We start from the raw sequence: 25,075 nt of genomic DNA on the forward strand, positions 1-25,075 counted from the left end.
CTAAATTTACGCTCTCTTTGTCTTTTTACGCAGCCAACAGCAAAAGGTTACAAAAAAAATAAAAAATTTATAGTGTAGTTGTAACACACAGATTTACAGCCATAAAAACTGTTCAAACATTTAAAGTTTGAACAGTTTTTATTTTGCATAAGCAATTGCCGCCACGCTTATTCTTACTCCCTCAATTTTACTTAAGCATTCAATGCATGCTATTAGCGTAGATCCTGTAGTAATAACATCATCAACCAATAAAATATGTTTGCCTATTAAGGTTGTTGGATTGTTTACTTGAAAAATACTTTCAACGTTCTGATGCCGTTGGAATCTGCTTTTTCTTGTTTGGGTTTCATTAGAAGATTCTCTGCTTAAAGTATGGGTATCTATAGGAACTTGCATGCTTTCTGACAAACCTAATGCAAAACACTCACTTTGGTTATAGCCCCTGCTTTTTAATTTCTTTTTATGCAATGGGACTGGGATAATAATATCAGACGCGTTAAACGGGGCAGAGTATGAAAGCTGATAGCCATAAATCCGGCCTACTTTTCTTCCTACTTGCTCTTGGCCTTTATATTTAAGTTGATGCAGAAGATTTTGAACCTTACCTCCTTTCCTGAAATGAAAGCAAGCGCTTGCTCCCTCAATTAATGTTTTACCCCAAAATTGTTTGGCCACAGGATTTTCTTTATCCAAATGAAAATTGGTATAAGGCAAATGTTGTTGGCAATACAAACAAATGGTTTCCTCGCCTTTAAAAAGGTTATTGCCACATGCCTGACAAATTTCAGGGAATACCAATGATAAGAAATCATGGAAATATTCAATTAAAAAATTCATAAGTAGGAGGTAGATTATCCTAATTTAGAATTTTTAAAGAATAGTTTAGCTTCAGCTAAGGATTAGTTCTTGAGTTCTTGGCCCTCTTTTACTGCCAACTGTCCGCAAGCGGCGTCAATATCTTTACCCCTACTTCTACGAATATGTACGTTCACATTGTTCTTGCGCAAGTAATTTGCAAATGCTTCCAGTTTATCCTCTTCAGTGTTTACAAAATCAGCAAAAGCAATCGGGTTGTACTCAATGATATTTACTTTACAAGGAACATGCTTACAAAAAGCTGCCAGTTCTTTCGCATCTTGTAAACTGTCGTTAAAGTTGTTGAATACAATGTATTCGTAGGTTACAGGATTCTTGGTTTTTGCGAAGTAATACTTTAAAGCGTCTCGTAGCGCAATTAATGAGTTTTGCTCATTAATCGGCATAATTTCATTTCGTTTGATATCATTGGCAGCATGAAGAGATAAGGCCAGATTGAACTTAACGTTATCGTCGCCCAGCTTTTTGATCATTTTGGCAATGCCGGCGGTAGAAACTGTAATACGCTTTGCTGCCATATTCAATCCATCCTCGGCGGTTAAACGCTCAACTGATTTCATCATGCCACTGTAATTAAGCAAGGGTTCTCCCATGCCCATGTATACAATGTTGGATAAAGGAATGCCATAGTTCTCACGGGCCTGTTTGTCGATTAACACTACCTGATCATAAATTTCATCAGCATTCAGGTTGCGTTTACGGTCCATATAGCCTGTTGCACAAAACTTACAAGTTAAACTGCAGCCAACCTGAGATGAAACACATGCCGTCATCCGGTCTTCAGTAGGAATCAATACACCTTCAATAATGTTTCCATCATAAAGGGAGAAAGTGTTTTTTATGGTACGATCAGAGCTGATCTGTTGTTTATGAATTGTTACCGCGTTAATGGTGAAGTTTTGGTTGAGTTTTTCACGCAAATCTTTCGAAAGATTGGTCATTTCCTCAAAACTCCATGCAGATTTTTTCCAGAGCCATTCATAAACCTGTTTAGCCCTAAAAGCCTGCTCTCCCATTTCGGAAAACAATTTTTTTAAATCTTCATGCGAATAAGCGCGTATATCCTTCTTTACCAAAGCCTTTTCCATGGCGCAAAGATACGGTTTTTGTTAATTTCAGATTTTATATTTTGGATAAGGTTGTGAGATATAATAAATCATCGATCATAAACCTGAAATCCTCAATTTCTAAAATCTTCTGTTTTATCTTTGATCCATGCGAAAAATATCAGCCGATTGGATTTTTACATTGTCATTACCACCAATTAAGAATGGTGTTGTTGTTATTGATGATATGGGTAAGGTTTTAGATGTGCTGAGTTCTAAAGATGGATTGGAGAATGTAGAGGTTGTTTCAGGCGTTATTTGTCCGGGATTTATCAACGCCCATTGTCATTTGGAATTGTCTCATTTAAAAGGTAAGCTGCCACAAAAGACCGGTCTGGTTGACTTTATCCGTAATGTACAACAATTTAGGAATGCCTCTGAAGAGGAAGTTCTAAATGCTATTGAAATTGCCGAAAACGAGATGGTCGCTAACGGTATTGTAGGAGTGGGTGATATTTCGAATACTGCTAATACTTTTAATCAGAAGGCGAAGCATAGACTTAACTACCACACGTTTATTGAGGTTTTTGGTTTTAATCCAGATAACGCCGGGATAATTTATCATAAAGCTGAACAGTTGCTGCAGGTGGCTCCTCAAACTGCTTCAATTACGCCACATGCGCCTTATTCGGTATCGGCTAAACTCTTTAGTTTGATTGATCAGTCGAGTTTGCTTTCAATTCACAACCAGGAAACTATCCATGAAAATGCTTTTTACAAGGATAAATCAGGAGATTTTCTAAAACTTTACGAGGGCTTTAATTTAGATCTGTCTTTTTTTCAGCCACATGGAAACAACTCGATAAAAACATATTTGGAATGGATGGGTGAAAGTAAAAAGCTATTAGTGCACAATACTTACACTGACTCAAATGATGTTGATTTTGCGGAATCGATAAGTTATAATTTTTGGTGTTTATGCCCCAATGCTAATTTATATATAGAAAACAAGTTGCCGGATGTTTCCATGTTGATTAACAAAGGGGTTAAAATGGTACTGGGTACCGATAGTCTTGCTTCAAATTTTCAGTTGTCAATTTTGGAGGAAATGAAAACGATTTCTCTCCATTTTTCGTCAGTTGATTTAGAGCAATTATTAAAGTGGGCCTGTAGAAATGGCGCTGAGTTTTTTGGTTGGTCAGAATTGGGAAGGATAGAAAGAGATAAAAGTCCTGGATTAAACTTAATTGAAGGGTTTTCGATTGATGAATCAACCGGCAAAATATTCTTAAAGCCTCAATCAACCGTCAAAAAAATTTGTTAAGTAGATATTTGATAGACCTAAAATCTCAATTTGTAATGCAACCACAACTTTTATTAGTAGACGAAAATGATAATGTGATAGGTTATGGAGATAAACTTTCGGTGCATGAGCGAGGTGACTTACATCGGGCATTCTCAATTTTTGTTTTTAATGAGAAGAATGAACTTTTAATTCAACAGCGCGCACTGGAGAAGTATCATTCGGGAGGTTTGTGGACAAATACCTGTTGTAGCCATCCAGTTAAGGGTGAAGACCTTGAAATTACTCTTCATAAAAAATTGGAGCAAGAAATGGGTTTTGATTGCCCATTATCGTTTCAATATAAATTTATTTACAAAGCTGCATTTGATAATGGTTTAACGGAACACGAATTGGATCATGTTTTCGTTGGGAAATATAATGGAGCAGTGAAGCCAAATCCAGAAGAGGTTGCTGATTTCAAGTGGGTGTCAATTGATTGGCTTAGATCTGATGTACAGCTTTACCCCGAAAATTATACCGAATGGTTTAAAAAGATTATTCCTAATCTTTTGTCGTTTACAAGTGTGTAATTAAATCTGTTACAATATGAAAAATTTACGAATAACGGTTAAAGGAAAAGTTCAGGGCGTTTATTACCGTGCTTCGGCAAAAGAGGTAGCTGAACAACTTGGTCTTTACGGATTTGTAGAGAATCAGAAAGACGGTTCGGTTTATATTGAAGCAGAAGGACTAAATGAGCAACTTTACCAATTAGTTGAATGGTGTAAACAAGGTCCCTCAAAAGCGGTAGTTGAGAAAGTTGATATTTTAGAAGGTGAACTAAAAGATTTTAAAACTTTCGAAGTTCGAAAAAAGACTATTTTTGGCTTCTAAAATTTAAAAGCAGCTTTGTCAGTATTAAAAAAATTTGTTGGTCAAACGGCCATTTACGGTCTTAGCAATATTGCTACCCGCATCTTAAACTTCTTCTTAACTCCATTATATACCAAAATTTATTCACAGTCGGTGTATGGTATTTTTACCACACTATATAGCTGGGCTTCGATTATTAACGCTATTCTGGCTTTCGGAATGGAAACTACCTATTTCCGTTTTTTAGGTAAGGAAAAAGATAAAGACAAAGTTTATTCAAATTCGTTTTGGGGTGTTACTGCCGTGGCAATTGCTTTTTTGTTACTGGGTTTGTCATCATCTCAGTATATAGCCAATTGGCTTCAATCTGAAGGTTCCACAGTAAATTATCTTCCTTTTGTCCGTTATTTCATATGGATTTTAGCAATTGATGCCATTTGTGTAATTCCATTTGCTAAACTTAGAGCTGACGATAAGGCTACTCGCTATGCTCTGGTTAAAGTTGTAAATATTCTGACATTTATCGGTCTTAACCTTTTCTTTATTTTCATCGTTCCCATATTGTTAAAGAAACAGCTGCCAGGTTATCAGCTTTTTGTAAGCCTTGAAACTAATTGGGTTGGATATGTTTTTCTGGCTAATTTAATAGCAAGCATTCTCACATTCCTATTGTTATTGCCCGAAATTATAAAAGTGAGATTTAGCTTTAGTACAGAACTTTTAAGTACAATGCTAAGCTATAGCTGGCCAATTTTAATTGCCAACTTATCGTTTATTATTAACGAAAATCTGGATAAAATTTTACTCGACAGATACCTCTCCGCCAAAGAAGTGGGGATTTATGGCGCTTGCTGTAAGCTATCCATTTTTATGAATATTTTCATTCAGGCTTTTAGGTTGGGAGCTGAGCCATTTTTCTTTAGCCATGCTAAAAATGCCAATGCCCCGAAAACATATGCCACCATTATGCATTATTTTATTATAGTGGTTTGCCTTATAAATGTTGGGTTAATGGCCAATATTGATATTCTCAAACATTTTATTGGATCGAAGTTCTGGGTAGGACTTTCGGTAGTGCCAATTTTACTCTTCGCCTATGTATGTTTGGGAATTTATATGAATCTTTCAGTATGGTATAAATTGTCAGATCAAACTAAGTATGGATTATATATTTCTGCTGTTGGGGCGTTCCTAACAATTGTCTTAAATGTGTTGTTTATACCTAAATTCAGCTATATGGCCTCGGCTTGGACAAGCCTGATCGCTTATTTGTCGATGATGATCCTTTCCTATATTTTAGGACAAAAAAACTATCCCATCCCATATCAGTTGAAAGAGGCCCTAATTTATATTGCGCTTTCGGTACTTGTGGTTGTTGTTTTACAGTTAGGGTTTCATAACAATATTTTTATTGGAAATCTGCTTGTGATTCTCTTTATAGGTTTTGTAGTTATGAGAGAGAAAGATAATTTTAGAAGACTTATTAAAGCATAAATTAATTGTTAAAAGGAGATAAAAGCGTGCAAATTAAATTAATAAATCAATCGAACAATCCAACACCAGGTTACGAAACTGTTGCCTCAGCAGGCATGGACTTACGTGCATTTGTTGAAGAAAAAGTAATACTAAAACCATTCGAACGTAAACTAATTCCAACCGGATTATTTATGGAGTTGCCAGTTGGTTTTGAAGCTCAAGTTCGTCCTCGTAGTGGCTTGGCATTGAAGCATGGAATTACGGTTCTGAACTCTCCTGGAACAATTGATGCAGATTATCGTGGTGAAGTTAAAGTATTATTGATAAATTTATCTGATACAAACTTTGAAGTTAATAATGGCGATCGAATTGCTCAAATGATCATTGCCAAACATGAGCAAGCCGAATGGCTGGAGGTTGAAATTCTTTCATCTACCGAGCGTGGCGCTGGTGGCTACGGACATACAGGACTTCAATAATTTGCGACTCAGGCAATAGTCTGATTTTTATTACGTTATTGCTAAAATGATGGGTTTCGAGAAGAGAATTATTCTATCTATAGTAACTTTAACAGTGGCTATGAATGCTTCTTTTGGCCAAACGGTCAGAAAAGGTTCATCGCATCATAATGTGTCGGCCGCTGGCAGAGTGCTCACATCATCCGATAGTGCCAAAGTAAAATACTATTTCTTAAATGGATTACGTGAGAAAACATTAGGCGAGACCAATAATGCTATTCGTAATTTTCTCCTTTGCCTTGATATTGATAATACAAATGATGCCGCTTATTATGAGTTGGCATTGGCGTATCAGATCTTGGAGCAAAATGAATCGGCTATTATTGCTATTGAAAAGGCTATCCAGTATAATAAAGAACAATTATGGTATTATCAGCTTAAAGCCAGTTTGCAGCAACAGCTTGAAATGTTTGGCAAGGCTGCCGATACCTATTCAATGTTAATTAGCTTAAGCCCTAAAAACGAAGAGTTTTATTATAACCAGGCTAATGCTTTAATATTTGCCGATCGCATCGATGAAGCATTATCGGTTTATTATAGAATAGAAAAACTATTTGGCTACAGCGATGAATTAGTATTGCAACGGCAGCGTGTTTATTTGAAAAAGGGTGACCTTCATGATGCTGTAAAGGAGATGGAAGAACTCATCAAGCGCAACCCGGATGATATTAGGTATTATTTGATGACTGCTGAGTTATATGAGTCGAATAATTTATACGATAAAGCACTCGAAAAATATCAGCAAGCAATGAAAGTTGCTCCTGACAATGGTTATTTACATCTTGCTTTAGCTGATTATTATAAAGTAAAAGGAAATAAGACCGCTGTTTTTGAAGCCGTTAAACGGGCATTTGTGTCTGATGAAGTTGATTTTGAATCGAAAGTCAGAATACTTTATAATAATTACACCGATCCTAATCAGCAATCGGTTCGTAATGAAACGCTTATTCTTTCGAACATATTAATAGACAAATACCCGCATAATGCACAAGTGTATTCTATTCGTGCAGACTTAATGCTGATTCAGGATAAGAAAAAAGAAGCGTGTGTATTATATAAAAAGTCTCTAGAGAATGATAAAAGCAATTATGCGGTTTGGGAACAATTGGCTAGGGTACAACTAGGACTTGGTGACTTTAAGGAAGTTGTCGCTACTACAACCGTCGCTTTGGGCTATTTTCCGGATAAGGTTTTATTATACCTATTTGACGGAATAGCTAAGGCGCAAACCGGAAATAACAAAGGAGCTATTGAATCTTACACAAAAGGGCTTGTCTTGTCAAAGGATAGTAAGGAATTATCTGCTCAATTTTATGGCAATATAGGGGATTCGTATCATTCGATTGGGAATTATCCCGAGTCAGATAATGCTTATGAAAGCTCTCTTCTTCTAGATTATAATAATGCGTTAGTATTGAATAATTACGCATATTACTTAAGTTTGCGCGGAAAAGACCTATTGAAGGCCGAAAAGATGGCCCGTCGGGCAATTCAACTCGAGCCTAATAACACTTCATATGAGGATACCTATGGTTGGGTGTTGTACCGTTTAGAACGGTATCAGGAAGCGAAGATGTGGATCGAAAAAGCATTGAGCAATAATATGTCTAAAAGTGCCACCCTGGTTGAACATTATGGTGATGTGATGTTTAAACTTGGGAATAAAGATGAGGCTTTATCATACTGGAAGAAAGCTAAAGAATACGGAAGTAAATCAGAGTTGTTAGAAAAAAAAATAAATGATCAAGCCTTACACGAATAAATTTTTCGTTTTATTAACTGTTTTAGGGTTGTTTTCCACCGCCTGTCGCCCAAAAAAAGCAATTGTTGAAACAGGTCCATTAAATAAAAAAGAGCTTACAGAGCTTGAAAAGGCCAAGCTTAAATTTGAATACCAAACCGATAGTACTGAACTTTCATTCGATTATTTTAGTGGAAAGGCTAAGGCCGTAATTTCTACTGAAGGAAGAGAGGATAATGCTACCATTAATTTGCGGATAAAGAAAGATGAGATTATCTGGGCCTCAGTTTCAGCATTCGGTTTTGAAGCTGCCCGGGCCTATATCACTCCTGATAGTATTAAGGTATTGGTTCGTTTGGGCAAAAACTCATACATCAACAAAGGCTTTGACTATATCCAGCAAATGACTAATAAAAAGGTCGATTTTAAAACGCTGCAAGCAATTTTGGTGGGTAATAAAGTGAGAAACTTTGTTAATCCAAAGGATGATTTTAAAGTGGAAGATCTGTTTTATATTATTACTGGCGAAGATGAGGGGCTGAAGTATAAATTCAACTACAACAATCAATTCAAAACGGATAATTTTACTATCGATAATAGCTCTCCCGATCAGCATCTGATCGTTTCGTATGGTAACTACTCAACTTTTAATTCGCGTTTGGTGCCACTGGAATTATCTATATCTTCGCAAACGGGTGATAAAAAATTAGGAGTTTACTTACGATACAATAAAATTACGGTAAATGAACCCCTAGAGTTCCCTTTTTCTGTACCTAAACGATTTAATTAAATTGTTATAATGGAGTTGCTTTTTTCTAAGAAGAATTTTTATTGTGTTTTAATATGCCTCATGCTTGCTGGTGTGAGTACTGTTGCTTTTGGTCAATCAAGAGAAGAACTTGAAAAACGTAAAAAGCAGTTGAATCAGGATATTGAGTATACCAATAAAATTTTAAAACAAACTCAAGAGAAAAAAGCCGTTTCTCTAAAGGGGTTGCGTGTTTTGAATAGTCAGATTCAAACACGTGAAAAAGTAATTACTACTATTAATACCCAGATTAAAGTTATAAGCAATCAAATTGTTGAGAAGAATAGAAATATATCTTCATTGCAACAACAACTTGAGCTATTGAAGAAGGAGTATGCGGCCATGGTTTTGTTCGCCTTCCGTAATCAAAGTGCATATAACAAGCTTATGTTCATTTTTGCTGCCAATGACTTTAATCAAGCTTATAAGCGGATGAAATATCTGCAGCAGTTTGGTACCTATCGTAGAAAGCAAGCCGAATATATTGAGCGTACAAAACAAGCCTTAAATGTTAAGGTAATGGAACTCAATACCGATAAAAAGGATAAGAATACACTCTTAGGAGAAGAGCAAAAAGAAAAAGTGACGCTTACAAAAGAAAAGCAGAAGCAAACGCAGGTTGTTGGTCAATTGCAAAGTAGAGAGAAAAATTTAAGACAAGAGATTGCCAAAAAACAGCGAGAGGCCCAAAAACTAAATAAGGCAATACAAGATATTATTCGTCGCGAAATTGAGGCGGCTCGTAAAAAGGCAGAAGAAGAAGCTCGACGTAAGGCAGAGGCGGAAGCTAAAGCTAAAGGAACCACTGCTCCTACAGCTACGCCTAAAACAGCTTCCGGATCATCCGTTCTTTCTTCTACACCTGAAGGAGCAAAATTAACTGCTGACTTTGAAAGTAATCGTGGTCGTTTGCCATGGCCGGTTGAAAAAGGTATTATCGTGGAACGATTTGGTATTCATCCTCACCCTGTTTTAGAGAAAGTTGAAACCAATAATGACGGTGTTGATATTAAAACTAATCCAGGTGCCTCTGTAAGGGCTGTTTTTGGTGGTAAGGTAGTTGCGGTAACTGCGTTGTTTGGAGAGTATGCGATCTTGATCAATCATGGAGAGTACTTTACTGTTTATTCAAACTTGCGTTCAGTTTCAGTTTCCAAAGGACAGATGATAGGTGTTAAACAAGCTATAGGGACGGTTTCTACAGATGCAGATGGAAACTCCGAATTGAACTTCCAAGTGAGAAAAGGAGCAACTGCTTTAAATCCGGAGTATTGGTTAGCAAATTAGTAATGAAGATCTATTTGAAATTCATTGAATCTTCATAATGTGGCTTTACGTTTGTCTTATAGAAATGTCTAAAAATAAGGACGTAAAAGAATAATTGTAGTATATTTGCCAAAAAATTAAAGAGATGTTAAATCACAGTTTGTTGTTTTTGAACCTAGGTACAGGAGAGCTTATTCTTATCATGTTTGCTATACTATTATTGTTTGGTGGCAAAAAATTACCAGAATTAGCTCGTGGCTTGGGCAAAGGGATTCGTGAGTTTAAAGATGCTTCAAGTGGCATCAAGCAAGAGATTGAGGATAGTATGAATAATCCTGAACCTTCAAAAAAAGAACAAAACTAGTTTCTTCTTAAAGCTTTAATTCTCCCAGTTTAAAGATTATATTTTTTAGACCTTGCAATCTTACGATTCTTTAAAAGCTGTTCAGGCAGCTATTAGTGCCAATGCATTAACACTTGAACAGCTTGTAAATAATTATCTTAACCGTATTGAGGCAACTCAGCATTTGAATGCATTTGTTGAAGTATTTGCCAATGAAGCTATTGAAAAAGCTCAGCTAATTGACCAGAAAATTAAAAATGGTACAGCAGGCAAGCTTGCCGGAATGGTCATCGGAATAAAGGATAATATTTGTTTTAAAGATCATAAGGTTTCTGCCGCTTCTAAAATCTTAGACGGTTTCACTTCTATTTATTCTTCAACAGTTGTAGACCGATTATTGGCAGAAGATGCCATTATAATTGGCCGTTTAAACTGTGATGAATTTGCAATGGGAGGGTCTAACGAAACCTCTTTTTATGGACCGGTTTTAAATGCAGCCGACAATACGAAAGTTTCAGGTGGTTCATCAGGCGGTTCCGCAGTAGCTGTTCAGGCTGATCTTTGCCTTGCGGCATTAGGTACCGATACCGGAGGTTCTGTTCGCCAACCTGCCGCTTTTTGTGGAGTTGTGGGATTGAAACCAACTTATGGACGTGTATCGCGTCATGGAATTATTGCTTTTGCCTCTTCATTTGATCAGGTTGGTCCCATCACCAAATCTATCGATGATGCTGCCTTGATCCTGGAAGTAATTGCAGGAAAAGACGATTACGATGGAACCGCATCTTCTATTCCGGTGCCGTTGTATTCAAAAAAATTAGAGTTTAGCGGGAAAGCACGTATTGCTTACCTTGACGAAACCCTAAATAGTGAAGGCCTTGATCCGGAGGTAAAAGCATTGATGCAACGAAATATTGATCTTTTGCGAGCAGAAGGTCATGTTGTTGAAGCGGCTCATTTCCCTCTGTTGGATTATGTTGTTCCTACCTATTATATTTTAACAACAGCCGAGGCTTCATCAAACCTTGCCCGTTATGACGGGGTTCATTATGGCTATCGTAGCGATAAGGCCACTGATCTGGAATCCACGTATAAAAAATCACGAACTGAAGGCTTTGGGCTTGAGGTGAAACGCCGTATAATGCTGGGTACTTTTGTTTTAAGTGCCGGATATTATGACGCATATTATGCTAAAGCTCAAAAAGTCCGCAGGATGATACGTGATAACCTGAATGAGATTTTAGCTAAATACGATTTTATTATTCTTCCAAACGCCCCAATAACCGCATGGAATTTAGGTGAGAAACTTAAAGATCCGGTGGTAATGTATCTCGAAGATATATTTACTGTTCAGGCTTCGCTTGCAGGTTTACCTGCTATTTCTGTACCTGTTGGCGAACATTCAAATAATTTGCCTATAGGATTACAGCTGATCGGTAAAAGATTCGATGAGTCTGGATTGCTTTCTTTTTCAAAACTTCTTTTAAATATTAATAAAAAAAGCTTAATTTAAAATAGCTGATATTTAACAAGTTGAAGTTTATTGTTTGTTCAGTGACGATTTTTGTCAAAAGAGACGTAACAAACGGTTAACATTCATCGTTTTACAATTTGTTTTGTGCTTGAAATTTTTAAGCACTAGAGTGTGAACCATCTTTCGTTTTTTGCCTATGGCAATAAATGATGATAAAACAAATGAAATTACAGATGAAGAAAAATCTACTTTCACTCTGCTTTATTCTCTTGTCATCTGCTGTTTGGGCAAATGGTTTGACTCCAAAGCTGCTTAAAGTGTTAAAGTCATTGCATCCTGTCGGGCGTGATACTGGTGCTGTAGCTGAAACAATGGCATGTTCTACTATCGATACCTTATTTGTTCTACCTTCCGATCCTTCTGAAATTCCCTTTTTCGAAAATCATATTTATAAACTTCGCCTTGATTCTATTAAGAGCGAGATTCCTCTTGATTATAACGAACTCGTTCAAACTCACATTGATTTGTATGCCTTTAAAAGACGTGAGTTGGTTTCTAAAATGATGGGAATAGGTCGGTACTACTTTCCTATTTTCGAGAAATTTTTGAAGGAAGAGGGCTTGCCGCTTGACCTTAAGTATCTGCCAATAATTGAATCTACATTAAAACCAACAGCAGTTTCACGCGTGGGTGCTACCGGTTTATGGCAGTTCATGTATGGAACGGGGAAGTTTTATGATCTTGATGTTAACTATTATATTGATGAGCGTCGTGACCCTATTGCCTCAACCATAGCAGCTGTTCATTTTTTAAGTGATTTATTTGATAGATACAATGATTGGTTATTGGTTATTGCTGCCTACAATTGCGGGCCCGGAAATATAGATAAGGCTATTGCAAAGGCAGGAGGCAGTACTGATTTTTGGCAGATTAGACCTTTTTTGCCTCGTGAAACAGCCAATTACGTTCCGGCGTTTATTGCAGCTACTTATATTATGACATATGCTCCTCAGCATAATATTACTTTAACTGAAACTGATTTTAGTAATGAAACAGATACCGTAATGGTTGATAAAGCAATATCGTTGGCGAAAATTGCTACAGTATTAAATGTATCTAACGACGTACTCACTTTCTTAAATCCGAAATATCGTAAACATATAATTAATGCGACTGCTGATAGCCCGCAAGAGTTGATCCTTCCAAAGCAGTCAAAGGATTATTTCGCTTCTTTAAGCTCGGCTCAGTTTGAACAGTGTGTGATTAAATTGTCGAAAGCCTCAGTAGCGAACGAACGCTGGCAGGCGGATGACGAGTTTGTACGGTTACTTCAAAAAAGAAAAAAGAGCCATTCTATAAACTACTATAAGGTTAAACGTGGTGATAACTTAGGTTCCATTGCGACTAAGCATAAATGTTCTGTTGCCGATTTGAAAAAATGGAACGGTTTACGTTCAAGTAAAATTGCTTTTGGTCAACGGATAAAGATTTATTCTTCGAACAAAAACTATCTGTCGTCAACTAAATCAAAAGGAAGTTTAAAAACTTATAAAGTTAAGCCTGGAGATACATTATCGACTATCGCTGAGAAGTTTGACGGTATGACAGTTGAAAAACTGAAAAAGTTGAATAAGATAAATAATGCGAAAAGTATTCGACCTGGAACCACATTAAAGGTCGGTTAAGAATGTTTTCGAATAAGATATGAAATTTCAGGCCCATATAGGGCCTTTTTTTATGATCTGTCCATGAAATAAAATGATTGTCATACTTTTTAAATTAAATTATTATAAAGGATGTTAATTAAAGTCGATCGAAATTGAAAATTTTAAAAAAAATCGGATTATAAAATATAAATCTGTGATTTTTTAGCTTATTTTTTAATTTTGGCGATTCACCATAAAAACTGACTTAAATGAGTAAGACCACTCGTAAACAGGATGCGCTGGATTACCACGCAATTGGCCGTCCTGGAAAAGTAGAAGTAGTTCCTACGAAAGCCACAAACTCTCAACGCGATTTATCGTTGGCCTATTCACCAGGTGTGGCTGAGCCTTGTTTAAAAATTGCTGAGAATGTTGACGATGTTTATAAATATACTGCCAAAGGAAACCTTGTAGCCGTTATCAGTAATGGTACAGCCGTATTAGGTTTAGGAAACATTGGTCCGGAAGCCGGTAAGCCGGTAATGGAAGGAAAAGGAGTTCTCTTCAAGATCTTTGCCGATATCGATGTGTTTGATATTGAATTAAATGTAACTGACGTAGATGAATTTGTACGCACAGTAAAGGCTTTAGAGCCAACTTTCGGCGGAGTTAACCTTGAAGATATCAAAGCACCTGAGTGTTTCGAAATCGAGCGCCGCTTAAAAGAAGAACTGAATATTCCGGTAATGCATGATGATCAGCACGGGACAGCTATTATTTCGGCTGCAGCGCTATTGAATGCACTGGAATTACAAAATAAGAAGATTGAAGAGGTAAGAATCGTTGTTTGCGGAGCAGGTGCTGCGGCTATGTCGTGTACTCGCTTATATGCTTCGTTAGGAGCCCGGAAGGAAAACATCGTAATGACCGATTCAAAAGGAGCTATCCGTGCTGACCGTCCGGGATTGGATGATTCAAAGAAGGAGTTTGCCACTCAGCGTACAGATGTTAATACATTGGAAGAGGCTATGGTAAATGCTGATGTGTTCATTGGTTTGTCGACAGCTGGAACCGTTAGTCCTGAGATGTTGAAATCAATGGCCGCAAATGCGATTGTTTTCGCAATGGCCAACCCTGATCCGGAAATTGGCTATGAGCTGGCTCTTCAAACCCGTAATGATATCATTATGGCTACTGGTCGTTCTGATTATCCTAACCAAGTGAACAACGTTCTAGGTTTTCCATATATTTTCCGTGGAGCTTTAGACGTACTTGCCAATCAGATTAATGAAGAAATGAAACTGGCGGCCGTTGTGGCCATCGCTGAGTTAGCTAAAAAGCCAGTTCCGGAAGCTGTAAACCTAGCCTATAATCAAAGTAACATTGTTTTTGGAAAAGATTACATCATTCCGAAACCATTGGATATGCGCTTGATAACCCATGTGGCTCCTGCAGTAGCTAAAGCGGCTATAGCCTCGGGTGTGGCACGCAAACCAATTACTGATTGGGACGCTTATGTTGAGGGATTGAAGAAACGCTTAGGGCTTGATGATAAGTTAATGCGTAATGTCGCTCAGCGTGCTAAAATGCAGCCTAAACGAGTGGTATTTGCTGAAGCCGATAATTATAAAGTGTTAAAAGCAGCTCAGATAGTAAAGGATGAAGGCATTGCTATTCCAATTCTTTTAGGAAATCTTGATAAGATTAATTCAATTATTGAGGAGAATAATCTTGATTTAGGAGGAACTGTAATCATCGATCCAATTAAAGACGAGAATAAACTTCAAGAATATGCAGACATTATCTACAAGAAACGTCAACGCAGAGGAGTAAGCCTTAGCGATGCTCGCAAATTAGTGCGCGATCGTAATTACTTTGGATCTGTTATGGTTGAGTTGGGCGAAGCTGATGCGATGATCTCAGGTTTGACAAAAAGTTATAAGAACGTAGTAAAACCTGCCTTGGAGGTTATTGGAACTCGTCCTGGAGTTAATCGTGTTGCGGGTATGTACATGATGCTTTCGAAAAGAGGTCCTATTTTCTTTGCTGATGCAACAGTAAACCTGGATCCAACCGCACAACAAGTAGTTGATATTACATTATTAGTAAATGAAGCGGTTGAAGCATTAAACATTAAGCCTCGTATTGCATTGTTGTCATATTCGAACTTTGGCTCTAATGATGGCGTTTCAGCAGTGAAAATGCGTGATGCTTCAGCTATTCTCCGCGAAAAATATCCAAAATTATTAGTAGAGGGTGAAGTACAGGCAAACTTTGCAATGAATCCGGAATTGATGAAAGCCAACTTCCCATTCTCTCGTTTAGCTGATGAGGCTGCCAATACGCTTATTTTCCCTAATCTTGAGTCTGGTAATATTGCTTATAAATTGCTGCAAGAAGCAGGGGGAGCAGAAGCTGTTGGTCCGATTTTGTTAGGATTGAACAAGCCGGTACACATTCTTCAGCTTGATAGCTCTGTTCGTGAGATTGTTAACATGGTTACAGTTGCAGTTGTTGATGCACAAAGACACGGACAAAAGGTAAAATAATCAGTACTGATATATAATCCCGGTAGCTAATTGGGGCTCTTTTAAGTAAGAATCCCTAAATTAGCTACCGGTTTTGTTTTTATTCATTTCCGAAGTAACCTTTAAGCCTGTATTAAAGTATAATCAATATTCTTACTAAGTTAAGGTTCATGTAATTACCGTAAGTTTTGCGCGTTATTACTCCAATAAACTACTATGATTGCCTACATTCACGGAAAATTAGCATACAAATGTCCTACCTACGTAATTGTTGAAACAACAGGCGTAGGCTACCATATTCATATTTCCTTAAATACCTATTCTCAAATTGCAGATGTTGGTAATAATGGTTCTTCTCTCGTTAAACTTCATACCTATTTAAGTATTAAAGAAGATGCTCATACATTGTATGGTTTTGCTGATGAGGGAGAAAAACGACTTTTTATTCATTTGATCTCTGTTTCAGGCATTGGGCCAAATACTGCCCGAATGATGTTGTCGTCTATTACTCCGGTTGAAATTGAAAAGGCAATCGTAAACGGAGACGTTCCCCAAATTCAGCGGATAAAAGGTATAGGTCCAAAATCGGCTCAGCGTTTGGTGCTGGAACTGCAGGATAAGTTGAAAAAAGAAGTGGGCAATTCGCTGATTCAGCTTCCACAAAATAATGGAGTGCGAGATGAGGCATTAACTGCTTTAGTGATGCTTGGGTTTGCGAAGGCTTCTGCCGAAAAGGTAATAGATAATCTATTGAGAAAAGCCGATGGAGAGCTATCAGTGGAGGGTCTGATTAAAGAGTCATTAAAAAATCTTTGATAAATTTTTAAATTAACGGCTTCTAATTCAATACTAAACTAATTTGGTACGTAAACATTTACTGTGTGTTTTAATATTTTTTCTGTATTGGGCTTCATCTGCTATTATGTGCTCTAAATCCTGGGCGCAAAATGCTCAGCAGCTGCAAAAAAGCACCGATACAGTTAAACTACGTTACCCTATTAAACAGCAGGGAGATGCACTTAATCGTTACAATAATATCATTGGGCTTAAAGATCCTTCGAATGTTGTACGCAGGGTGGAGTATGATCCCGTAACGAATACATATGAGGTTATTGAAACCATTGGCGGAAGAATCTATCGCTTGCCTCAAAAATTAACATTTGAAGAGTTTAAAAAATATTCATTAGAGGAAGCAAAAAAGAATTATTGGCTTCAAAAGGCAGGGCAATCAAATGAAATTGTTCAGAATCGGGGCCTATTGCCTAAACTGAATTTCCAAAGTAAAGCGTTAAACGACCTTTTTGGTGGCAGTTATATCGACATTCGTCCTCAGGGCTTTGCCGAAGTAAGTCTTTCTACTCGTTTCAATAAAAATGAAAACCCCTTGTTCAATACTCGTCAACGTAAACAAACCAGTTTGGACTTTGATGAGCGGCTTCAAATTAACCTGATGGGGCAAATAGGTGAAAAGTTGAAAATCAACACCAATTTTAATACACAGGCACAATTTGATTTTGAAAATCAACTGAAATTTGAGTATACCGGCAAAGAAGACGAGATCGTTCGGAAAGTGGAAGTTGGTAACGTAAGTATGCCGATTGCGGGTACTTTGATCAATGGTAGCCAGAGTTTGTTTGGTATAAAAACCCAGTTGCAATTTGGGCGCTTGGGTGTTACAGGGCTCTTCTCGCAGCAGCGAAGTGAGATGAAAGAGATCAACATCACCAATGGAGCACAAGAAAATGAATTCAGTATCCAGGTTGATAATTACGAGGCCAACAAACATTTTTTCCTGGCAACTTATTTCCGTGATCAATACAATACCGCTTTATCAAGGCCTCCGATTGTAAACTCTGGGGTAGTAATTAATAAAGTTGAAGTTTGGGTTACTAATAAAACGAATAATAATGCTGATTCGCGAGATATCCTGGCCTTCCTTGATTTGGGAGAGCATCAGCCATATAATTCTACGCTGTTTCAAAGCGGGGCTTCTGTGTATCCTTCAGGTTTTAATGATGGGATTACTCCTCAATCAAATAACCTGTTGACGGTGATCCCCCAGCAAACGAGATTAACCAACGATAATACGATCAATACCTATTTCCAGCCAACCGGAGGAAGTGATAACTATGCTAAGCTTACTTATGCTCGCAAGTTAAATGAACGGGAGTATAAGGTAGATCCGGTGTTGGGATATATTTCACTAAACCAACCTCTTAATAATGATGAAGTATTGGCGGTGGCCTACCGTTATACGGTAGGGGGCTCTCAATATCAGGTGGGGGAGTTTTCAACAGATGTGCCTCAAGACCCTGCCCAGCCAGTGGTTTTATATGTAAAGCTCTTAAAAAATGAATTGCTTAAAACCTATTTGCCTAGCTGGGATTTAATGATGAAAAACATTTATAGCTTAAATGCTTATCAGGTGAGTCAAGAAGGATTTCGGTTAAATGTAATTCGGTTAGATGAAAAATCGGGAGTGGAGCAGCCTGTAATGCCCGAAGGTGTAAATACAAAGGGAAAACCATATATATCATTGGCCAATCTCGACAGGATAAATACCCAGCAGGATAACAAGCCTGATGGAGTGTTTGATTTTATGCCGGGTGTAACAATAGATGCAGTAAACGGAAGGATCATGTTTCCCGTTGTTGAGCCCTTTGGTAAGGATCTGGCAGCAAACTTTCTTCCATCGGAGCAAGCGCTTAAGGATAAGTACGTGTTCCAACCACTATATGATTCCACTAAGTTCGTCGCACAACAGTTTCCGGCGCTTAATCGATATTACTTGAAGGGAATTTATAAATCGAGCACAAGTTCTGAATTCAACCTTAATGCGATCAATGTTCCTCAAGGATCGGTAATTCTAACAGCCGGTCCAACCCAAATGGTAGAGGGTGTTGACTATACAGTGGATTATAACTTGGGGCGTGTTAAGATCTTAAATGAAGCTTTGTTAAACTCAGGACTGCCAATTAAAATTAAACTTGAAAGCACTGAGTTGTTTGGTATTCAATCGCGAACCATGATGGGTGCACGTTTTGATTATAATGTGAGTGATAAGCTGAATTTAGGAGGAACGATTCTTAGCCTTAGCGAGCGTCCATTGACTCAAAAAGTAAATATTGGCGATGAGTCGATTTCAAATATTATTTACGGTTTTGATGCCAATTACCGCTCCGAATCGAAATTCCTAACCAAACTTGTCGACAAAATTCCTTTCATCTCCACCAATGAAACTTCATCGATTAGCTTTAATGGAGAGTTTGCGCAGTTTATGCCAGGTCATGCCCGGGCATTGAATATTGCGGGCGATAACGGTGGAGTTTCCTACCTGGATGATTTTGAGACAACGCGAGCTATTATCGACTTAAAGAATTATAACAATTGGTTTATTTCAGGAACTCCTCAGTTGTTTCCTGAAGCGCAGTTAAGTAATGATTTGAGCTACGGTTTTAATCGTGCTCAATTAGCATTTTATACGATCGATCCAATATTTTATGCCACTAGTAATAGCTCAACACCATCAAATATCCGCAATAATAAAGAAGAGCTTTCAAACCCCTATGTACGTGAAGTAACGGAACAGGAGGTGTTTCCGAATAAGCAATCGGTAACTGGTACTCCATTATTACTGCCAACCTTCGACCTTGCATTTTATCCTCAAAAAAGAGGTCCATACAACTTCTCAACAACAGGGCTATTGTCAGATGGAACCTTGTCAAATCCACAGAGCCGCTGGGGTGGAATATTCAGAAAGCTTGAGCAGAATGATTTTCAGGCCTTAAATGTTGAATATATTGAGTTTTGGGTAATGGATCCATTTCTTGCGAATCCTAATTCAGCTGGAGGGGATTTGTATTTTAACTTAGGGAATCTTTCGGAAGATATATTAAAAGACGGATCTAAAAGCATTGAAAATGCCTTGCCTGCGAGTGGTGATCCTACGCAGGTGAGTCTTACCAATTGGGGTGCCGTTGGTAAAAATCAACCGGTAACGCAAGCATTTAATAATGACCCCACTTCCCGCCAACGACAGGATGTTGGTTTAGATGGATTAAGCTCCGAGCAGGAAAGTGCGTTTTTTCAATCATACCTTAATCAGCTAAGAAGTGTGTTGCCGGGTGGTTCTCCTGCTTTGGTACAAGCCGAGAAGGATCCATCCAATGATGATTTTATTTATTTTCGTGGTCCTGATTTAGATGCCAGTGATGCATTGATTCTACAGCGTTACAGTCGTTTCAACGGAACGGAAAGTAACTCTAAAACCTCTCAGCAGGCGCAACAAGCTATTGGAATTGAAAATGCTGCTTCTACTTCAAATCCCGATGGTGAGGATATCAACCGGGATAATAATATGAGTACTGCCGAAGAGTACTTTCAGTATAGAGTCTCAATGCGTCCACAGGATCTGGTGGTAGGACAGAATTTCTTAAATGATAAAGTAACCACCAATGTTAAACTGCAGAACGGTAAAGTACAGCCTACTACCTGGTATCAGTTCCGAATTCCAATTTCAGAGTTTCAATCGAGAGTGGGTAACATCCAGGATTTTCGTTCTATACGTTTCATCCGTATGTTCATGACCGGTTTTGCCGATTCGGCCGTAATGCGTTTTGCTAAGTTGCAATTGGTTCGTGGTGAATGGAAAGAGTTTAATCCGACGAATGCGCCTTCACAGGCCTTGCGAGAGCAAGGGGTTCCGGCCTCAAACGTTGATAACTCAACCGTTAATTTGGCAGCAATTAACTTGGAAGAGAATGGAAACCGTGAACCTATTCCTTATGTAATTCCGCCGGGTATTGAGCAGCAACAGGTGCAAGGTGTTTATCGCGAAAATGTACGTTTGAACGAACAGTCATTGCTTTTAAAGGTTGAAAACCTTGCCGACGGTTTTGCTCGCGCGACCTATAAAACAATCAATTTTGATTTCCGCTCGTACAAAAAGCTGAAAATGTTCATCCACGCAGAAGGTCCTTTGGCTACGGGCGATGTGCGAGCTATTGTACGTTTGGCTACCGATTATGATCAGAACTATTACGAATACGAAGTTCCGCTGACAGTCACTCCTCCAGGAACCAAAGATCCTGATGGAATTTGGCCATCAGAGAACAATCTGGATATTGCATTTGAAACGCTTCAAAGGCTTAAACAAGACCGGAATGCCAATAACTTGCCGGTAAATGAACCTTATACCGTTCAGGATGGAACATTCAGGATTACGATAAAAGGAAACCCTGATTTAAGTAAAACTAAGGTGATGATGCTTGGGGTACGAAACCCATATCAGGCAAACAATCCTCCTCCAAATTTTGACGATGGACTGCCGAAGTCGGTAGAGGTTTGGTTCGACGAGTTGCGTATTGCCGAGTTTAAAGAAGAGGGTGGAATAGCCATGACCGGTTTAATGAATGCTAAATTGGCCGATTTCGCTACCGTAAGCTTAGCAGGTAGTATGAGTACCTTTGGTTTTGGCTCATTAGACCGTAAAGTAAGCCAGATAAACCGAACAAAGAATGCTACTTATGATATTTCTTCGAATCTTGAGTTAGGCAAATTCTTTTCAAAAAAGGCAAATTTGTCAATTCCGATGTATGTTTCATATGCTAGAGATACCAAGAAACCGGAGTACAGTCCTATATCGCCTGATTTGTTATTAGATGATGTGCTTAATTCATTGTCAGGTGCCAAAAGAGATTCGTTGGAGAGTGTGGTAAACGATGTAACTTCTCGTAAAAGTATCAACTTTACAAATGTTAGGAAGAATAGGAATGCCGGCGATAAGATTAATTTCTACGATATAGAAAACTTCAACTTCACCTATGCGCATACGCAGTTCAAAAACCGTTCGTATACGGTGGAGAACAATGAGGTGAAAACCTATAAAGCCATTATTGCCTATAATTATCAAAAGGAATCTAGAAATGTGAAACCTTTCAATAAGATGTTTAAGAAGGGATGGAGCATTATTAAGGATATAAATATTAATCTTGCACCGCAAGTGGTGGATGTTCAGTTTATGCTCGACCGGTACTATAGCGAGAATACCTTGCGCGCTACAGAAGAATCCTCTTATTTTATTGCACCAAGTACATTTAATAAGTCATATTACCTTACGGGAATTTATAATATCGGTTGGGACTTAAGTACCGCTTTACGTATTGACTATAGTGCCCGAAGCCTTGCCTCAGTTGATGAACCGGATGGTCCTATCAACTCACATGTTCGCGATTCTATCAGAAGTAACTTGTTTAAGTTCGGCCGTCCGGTGGAGTTTAGTCAAAGGGTAGGAATAACCTATAACGTACCGCTGAACAGGATCAGGCCTTTGCAATGGACCTCTTTAAGTATGCGTTATGCGGTGGATTATAACTGGCGTTCGGAACCGTTATCGACGTTAAGGAGTGATACGGCACGTTTTGGTAATACTATTCAAAATGCGCGTACGGTTAACTTTACAGGTCAGTTGAATTTTGCGCAATTGTTCGGCAAAGTTAAATTCTTAAAAGACCCGGAACCTAAAGATTTTAATGCGGGGGATATTTATCGAGGCTTTATAACCATGATAAAGAACTTAAACGGTTCATATACCATAGGTGATGGAACATTTTTGCCTGGTTACCTGCCAACCACCAACATCTTTGGATCAACTCCGGGATTAGGATTTATGTTGGGGAGCCAAAAGGATATCCGATATGATGTTGCAAGCAAAGGGCAGTTGACTGCTTATTCAAACATGAATAGTTTGTATGTTCAAAATCGTAAGGAAGATTTGAATTATAGGGTGATTGTGGAGCCGTTTAAAGATTTCAGGATTGAACTCTCTGGTACGCGTGGAAAACAGCTTAATGACCAATCGAACTTTAGATATGATGCACTTACAGGTACTTTCCAAGAGTTTAGTCCGGTTACAACGGGTATGTATACTATTAGCACTATTTCACTAAATACGGCCTTTGAGGGAGAGAATGATGTTAACCATATTTCTTCAACCTTTACGCAGTTCGACGAAAGCCGTAAGGTTATCTCAGAAAGGTTAGGAAATGGTAATTCGAATTCAGTAGGTGTTGATGCCGATGGATATTCGGACGGTTATGGAAGGGCACAACAGGATGTGGTGGTAAATGCATTTCTTTCGGCCTATTTACGTAAAGACCCGAACTCAATGTCGTTGGAGCCTTTTCATGGATTTCCATTGCCAAACTGGCGTATTACGTATAATGGCTTAACAAAGATTCCTTTTATTGCTGATGTTTTCTCTTCCATCAACTTAAACCATTCGTATAAATCAGTTTATACGGTTACAAGTTTCACAACACTGATCAACTACGAGGAAGATGCCTCAGGGAATGTAACCAGCCGTAATGCCATTGCGGATGATAATGGAAACTTTAACTTCTTACCAAAGTATCAAATGGGTTTTGTAACACTTTCAGAGGATTTCCTGCCACTGATAGGCTTGGATATGAAGTTTAAGAATAATATGACAGGTAATTTTGAGTTTAGGAAGAGCCGTTTGTTGAGCTTTAGTTTGGCTAATGCTCAATTGTCGCAGATGAAAGATAATCAGGTTACTTTCGGATTGGGTTATCGTACGCAGAAATTTAAACTTCCGTTCAGAATAGGTAACCTGAACACCACTAACAATGATCTTAACTTTAGACTGGATTTCAGTATAAGAGGCAATAAAACAATTATTTACCAGCTCGATAACACAGTTGCACAGGTGGCAGGAGGAACAACAACCTTGTCATTACGTCCATCAGTTGACTATGTAATTAACCAACGGTTTAATTTTAGGATTTTTGTGGACCGGAATGTAACCAAGCCCGAAACCTCAAATACCTATAAAACTTCATATACTAATGTTGGAGTGGGTTTAAGACTTACTTTATAGGTTTACATTTTGAAAAAAGAACTGTACTTTTGAGCACTAAAATTTTAACACTTATGAATTTTCCATCAGAATTAAAGTATACTAAAGATCACGAATGGGTAAAAGTTGAAGGAAATGAAGCAGTAATTGGCATTACTGACTTTGCTCAACGTGAATTAGGTGATATCGTTTATGTTGATATCAACACCGTTGGTCAAACTGTTAACAACGGAGAGATTTTTGGTACAGTAGAAGCCGTTAAAACTGTTTCTGATTTATTTATTCCGGTAACTGCCGAGGTTTTGGAAATCAATCCAAAACTTGATTCAAATCCTGAATTAGTAAATAGCGATCCTTATGGCGATGGTTGGATGATTCGTGTTAAAATAGCTGATGCAAGCGAATTAAGTTCTCTTCTTTCAGACGCTGATTACAAACAACAAATTGGTGAATAAGATATTTCCTAAGCAGCTGCGTTTAGCACTTATATGGATTATCGTCATATTTATATTATGTAATATGAAGCCTTCGGAATTGCCGAAGGCTTCATATTTCTTTAAGGATTTCGATAAGTTTGTGCATGGGGTATTTTACTTTGTTTTAACATTTTTATTGGCGCGCGGCTTTTATCTGCAGTCCCGGTTTAGGTTGTTGAAACTTTTGCCGGTAACTTTTGCCACTTTTATTTGTTTATTTTACGGAGGATTAATAGAATTGATCCAACTTAAAGTATTTACATATCGATCAGGCGACTGGTCCGATTTTATTGCCGATGCCATTGGAACTGCTTTAGGGATAATACCATTTTATATTTATAAACAGATAACAACCAAACCATATGAACAAGTTTCTTAAACCTGCCCTAATTGTTGCATTAGCCCTGATTTCTTTTTCAGTTGGGTCATGTGCTGCTAATCGTTGTCATTGCCCATCGGTAAAATACAGCGTTAGATAACTTTCTGCCCTGATCTTCATCAGTATTTTTTAAAGACTTAATTAATAATTGTAATACCGTTGGTACATTAAATGTGCTTACTTGGAATTATTATAAATAAGGGGTATCTTGCCCAAGTTTTATTGATTGAGTTACGTTATGAATTTATCAGAGTTAGCTGTTGGCGATTGTGGCACCATACTAGATTTTACCGATCAGGAAATGTCGGTGAAGCTAATGGAAATGGGTTGTTTACCTGGTGAACAAGTGAAACTTGAGCAGGTTGCTCCCCTGGGTGATCCAATTGCAATTACGGTTGCCGGCTACAAACTTAGTCTCCGTAAACAAGAAGCAGCAACCATTTTGTTAAAAAAGTAACGACAAA

General features: G+C 38.0%; 19 protein-coding genes. 17 read left to right on the plus strand and 2 right to left on the minus strand.

The window, feature by feature from the left end; translation table 11 throughout:
• Window positions 1-138: 138 nt before the first annotated feature.
• Both NF867_RS09680 and rlmN read right to left on the minus strand, forming a co-directional pair.
• A complete protein-coding gene (locus tag NF867_RS09680) occupies window positions 139-837 on the minus strand; it encodes a ComF family protein (protein ID WP_252587636.1) in 699 nt (232 codons plus the stop codon).
• 62 nt (window positions 838-899) lie between these two features.
• The gene (rlmN, locus tag NF867_RS09685; protein WP_252587637.1) at window positions 900-1,964 is read right to left on the minus strand and encodes a dual-specificity RNA methyltransferase RlmN; all 1,065 of its coding nucleotides are present in this window, start codon (window positions 1,962-1,964) and stop codon (window positions 900-902) included.
• A gap of 127 nt (window positions 1,965-2,091) precedes the next feature.
• Here rlmN and NF867_RS09690 point away from each other — a divergent pair, with 127 nt between their 5' ends.
• The 17 genes from NF867_RS09690 (at window position 2,092) to NF867_RS09770 (ending at window position 25,068) form a co-directional block, all read left to right on the plus strand.
• Window positions 2,092-3,246, plus strand: a complete 1,155-nt coding sequence (locus NF867_RS09690; RefSeq protein WP_252587638.1) for an amidohydrolase family protein — start codon at window positions 2,092-2,094, stop codon at window positions 3,244-3,246.
• Between the two features lie 35 nt (window positions 3,247-3,281).
• Window positions 3,282-3,797, plus strand: coding sequence for an isopentenyl-diphosphate Delta-isomerase (idi, locus tag NF867_RS09695; RefSeq protein ID WP_252587639.1), 516 nt, complete (start codon window positions 3,282-3,284; stop codon window positions 3,795-3,797).
• A 16-nt stretch (window positions 3,798-3,813) separates the two neighbouring features.
• Window positions 3,814-4,101, plus strand: coding sequence for an acylphosphatase (locus NF867_RS09700; RefSeq protein WP_252587640.1), 288 nt, complete (start codon window positions 3,814-3,816; stop codon window positions 4,099-4,101).
• Between the two features lie 15 nt (window positions 4,102-4,116).
• Window positions 4,117-5,574, plus strand: coding sequence for a lipopolysaccharide biosynthesis protein (locus NF867_RS09705; RefSeq protein WP_252587641.1), 1,458 nt, complete (start codon window positions 4,117-4,119; stop codon window positions 5,572-5,574).
• 26 nt (window positions 5,575-5,600) lie between these two features.
• Window positions 5,601-6,035: a dUTP diphosphatase gene (gene dut, locus NF867_RS09710; RefSeq protein ID WP_252587642.1), complete on the plus strand. Its 435-nt coding sequence runs from the start codon at window positions 5,601-5,603 to the stop codon at window positions 6,033-6,035.
• 100 nt (window positions 6,036-6,135) lie between these two features.
• Window positions 6,136-7,836, plus strand: coding sequence for a tetratricopeptide repeat protein (locus NF867_RS09715; protein ID WP_252587643.1), 1,701 nt, complete (start codon window positions 6,136-6,138; stop codon window positions 7,834-7,836).
• Window positions 7,814-8,605 (plus strand): lipoprotein insertase outer membrane protein LolB1, encoded by a 792-nt coding sequence (gene lolB1 / locus NF867_RS09720; protein WP_252587644.1) that lies wholly within the window; start codon window positions 7,814-7,816, stop codon window positions 8,603-8,605. The genes NF867_RS09715 and lolB1 overlap by 23 nt, the downstream gene beginning before the upstream one ends.
• 60 nt (window positions 8,606-8,665) lie before the next feature.
• Complete coding sequence (locus NF867_RS09725; protein WP_252587645.1) at window positions 8,666-9,910, plus strand: murein hydrolase activator EnvC family protein; 1,245 nt, start codon at window positions 8,666-8,668, stop codon at window positions 9,908-9,910.
• 124 nt (window positions 9,911-10,034) lie between these two features.
• Entirely contained in the window at window positions 10,035-10,253 is a 219-nt protein-coding gene (locus NF867_RS09730) for a Sec-independent protein translocase subunit TatA/TatB (protein ID WP_252587646.1), read from the plus strand.
• 52 nt (window positions 10,254-10,305) lie between these two features.
• The gene (gene gatA / locus NF867_RS09735) at window positions 10,306-11,745 is read left to right on the plus strand and encodes an Asp-tRNA(Asn)/Glu-tRNA(Gln) amidotransferase subunit GatA (RefSeq protein ID WP_252587647.1); all 1,440 of its coding nucleotides are present in this window, start codon (window positions 10,306-10,308) and stop codon (window positions 11,743-11,745) included.
• A gap of 194 nt (window positions 11,746-11,939) precedes the next feature.
• Window positions 11,940-13,391, plus strand: coding sequence for a lytic transglycosylase domain-containing protein (locus NF867_RS09740; RefSeq protein WP_252587648.1), 1,452 nt, complete (start codon window positions 11,940-11,942; stop codon window positions 13,389-13,391).
• Window positions 13,392-13,621: 230 nt separating this feature from the next.
• Entirely contained in the window at window positions 13,622-15,901 is a 2,280-nt protein-coding gene (locus NF867_RS09745; protein WP_252587649.1) for an NADP-dependent malic enzyme, read from the plus strand.
• Window positions 15,902-16,096: 195 nt separating this feature from the next.
• Window positions 16,097-16,696 carry a Holliday junction branch migration protein RuvA gene (gene ruvA, locus NF867_RS09750; protein WP_252587650.1) on the plus strand — a complete coding sequence of 200 codons (600 nt, stop codon included), beginning with the start codon at window positions 16,097-16,099 and terminating at the stop codon, window positions 16,694-16,696.
• A 106-nt stretch (window positions 16,697-16,802) separates the two neighbouring features.
• The gene (gene sov / locus NF867_RS09755) at window positions 16,803-23,777 is read left to right on the plus strand and encodes a T9SS outer membrane translocon Sov/SprA (RefSeq protein WP_252587651.1); all 6,975 of its coding nucleotides are present in this window, start codon (window positions 16,803-16,805) and stop codon (window positions 23,775-23,777) included.
• 53 nt (window positions 23,778-23,830) lie between these two features.
• On the plus strand, window positions 23,831-24,211 hold the full coding sequence (gcvH, locus tag NF867_RS09760) for a glycine cleavage system protein GcvH (RefSeq protein ID WP_252587652.1): 381 nt from the start codon (window positions 23,831-23,833) through the stop codon (window positions 24,209-24,211).
• Window positions 24,204-24,611, plus strand: coding sequence for a VanZ family protein (locus NF867_RS09765; protein WP_341870042.1), 408 nt, complete (start codon window positions 24,204-24,206; stop codon window positions 24,609-24,611). Before gcvH ends, NF867_RS09765 begins: the two co-directional genes overlap by 8 nt.
• Window positions 24,612-24,849: 238 nt before the next feature.
• Entirely contained in the window at window positions 24,850-25,068 is a 219-nt protein-coding gene (locus tag NF867_RS09770) for a FeoA family protein (protein WP_252587654.1), read from the plus strand.
• Window positions 25,069-25,075: the final 7 nt, after the last annotated feature.

Source organism: Solitalea agri (genome assembly GCF_023914155.1).
Lineage (GTDB): Bacteria > Bacteroidota > Bacteroidia > Sphingobacteriales > Sphingobacteriaceae > Solitalea > Solitalea agri.

What these genes read in the sequence shown, in the direction of transcription:
- NF867_RS09680 (WP_252587636.1), bottom strand. Translation starts at nt 837, where the DNA reads ATGAATTTTTTAATTGAATATTTCCATGATTTCTTATCATTGGTATTC.
- rlmN (WP_252587637.1), bottom strand. Translation starts at nt 1,964, where the DNA reads ATGGAAAAGGCTTTGGTAAAGAAGGATATACGCGCTTATTCGCATGAA.
- NF867_RS09690 (WP_252587638.1), top strand. Translation starts at nt 2,092, where the DNA reads ATGCGAAAAATATCAGCCGATTGGATTTTTACATTGTCATTACCACCA.
- idi (WP_252587639.1), top strand. Translation starts at nt 3,282, where the DNA reads ATGCAACCACAACTTTTATTAGTAGACGAAAATGATAATGTGATAGGT.
- NF867_RS09700 (WP_252587640.1), top strand. Translation starts at nt 3,814, where the DNA reads ATGAAAAATTTACGAATAACGGTTAAAGGAAAAGTTCAGGGCGTTTAT.
- NF867_RS09715 (WP_252587643.1), top strand. Translation starts at nt 6,136, where the DNA reads ATGAATGCTTCTTTTGGCCAAACGGTCAGAAAAGGTTCATCGCATCAT.
- lolB1 (WP_252587644.1), top strand. Translation starts at nt 7,814, where the DNA reads ATGATCAAGCCTTACACGAATAAATTTTTCGTTTTATTAACTGTTTTA.
- NF867_RS09725 (WP_252587645.1), top strand. Translation starts at nt 8,666, where the DNA reads ATGCTTGCTGGTGTGAGTACTGTTGCTTTTGGTCAATCAAGAGAAGAA.
- NF867_RS09730 (WP_252587646.1), top strand. Translation starts at nt 10,035, where the DNA reads ATGTTAAATCACAGTTTGTTGTTTTTGAACCTAGGTACAGGAGAGCTT.
- NF867_RS09740 (WP_252587648.1), top strand. Translation starts at nt 11,940, where the DNA reads ATGAAGAAAAATCTACTTTCACTCTGCTTTATTCTCTTGTCATCTGCT.
- NF867_RS09745 (WP_252587649.1), top strand. Translation starts at nt 13,622, where the DNA reads ATGAGTAAGACCACTCGTAAACAGGATGCGCTGGATTACCACGCAATT.
- ruvA (WP_252587650.1), top strand. Translation starts at nt 16,097, where the DNA reads ATGATTGCCTACATTCACGGAAAATTAGCATACAAATGTCCTACCTAC.
- sov (WP_252587651.1), top strand. Translation starts at nt 16,803, where the DNA reads ATGTGCTCTAAATCCTGGGCGCAAAATGCTCAGCAGCTGCAAAAAAGC.
- gcvH (WP_252587652.1), top strand. Translation starts at nt 23,831, where the DNA reads ATGAATTTTCCATCAGAATTAAAGTATACTAAAGATCACGAATGGGTA.
- NF867_RS09770 (WP_252587654.1), top strand. Translation starts at nt 24,850, where the DNA reads ATGAATTTATCAGAGTTAGCTGTTGGCGATTGTGGCACCATACTAGAT.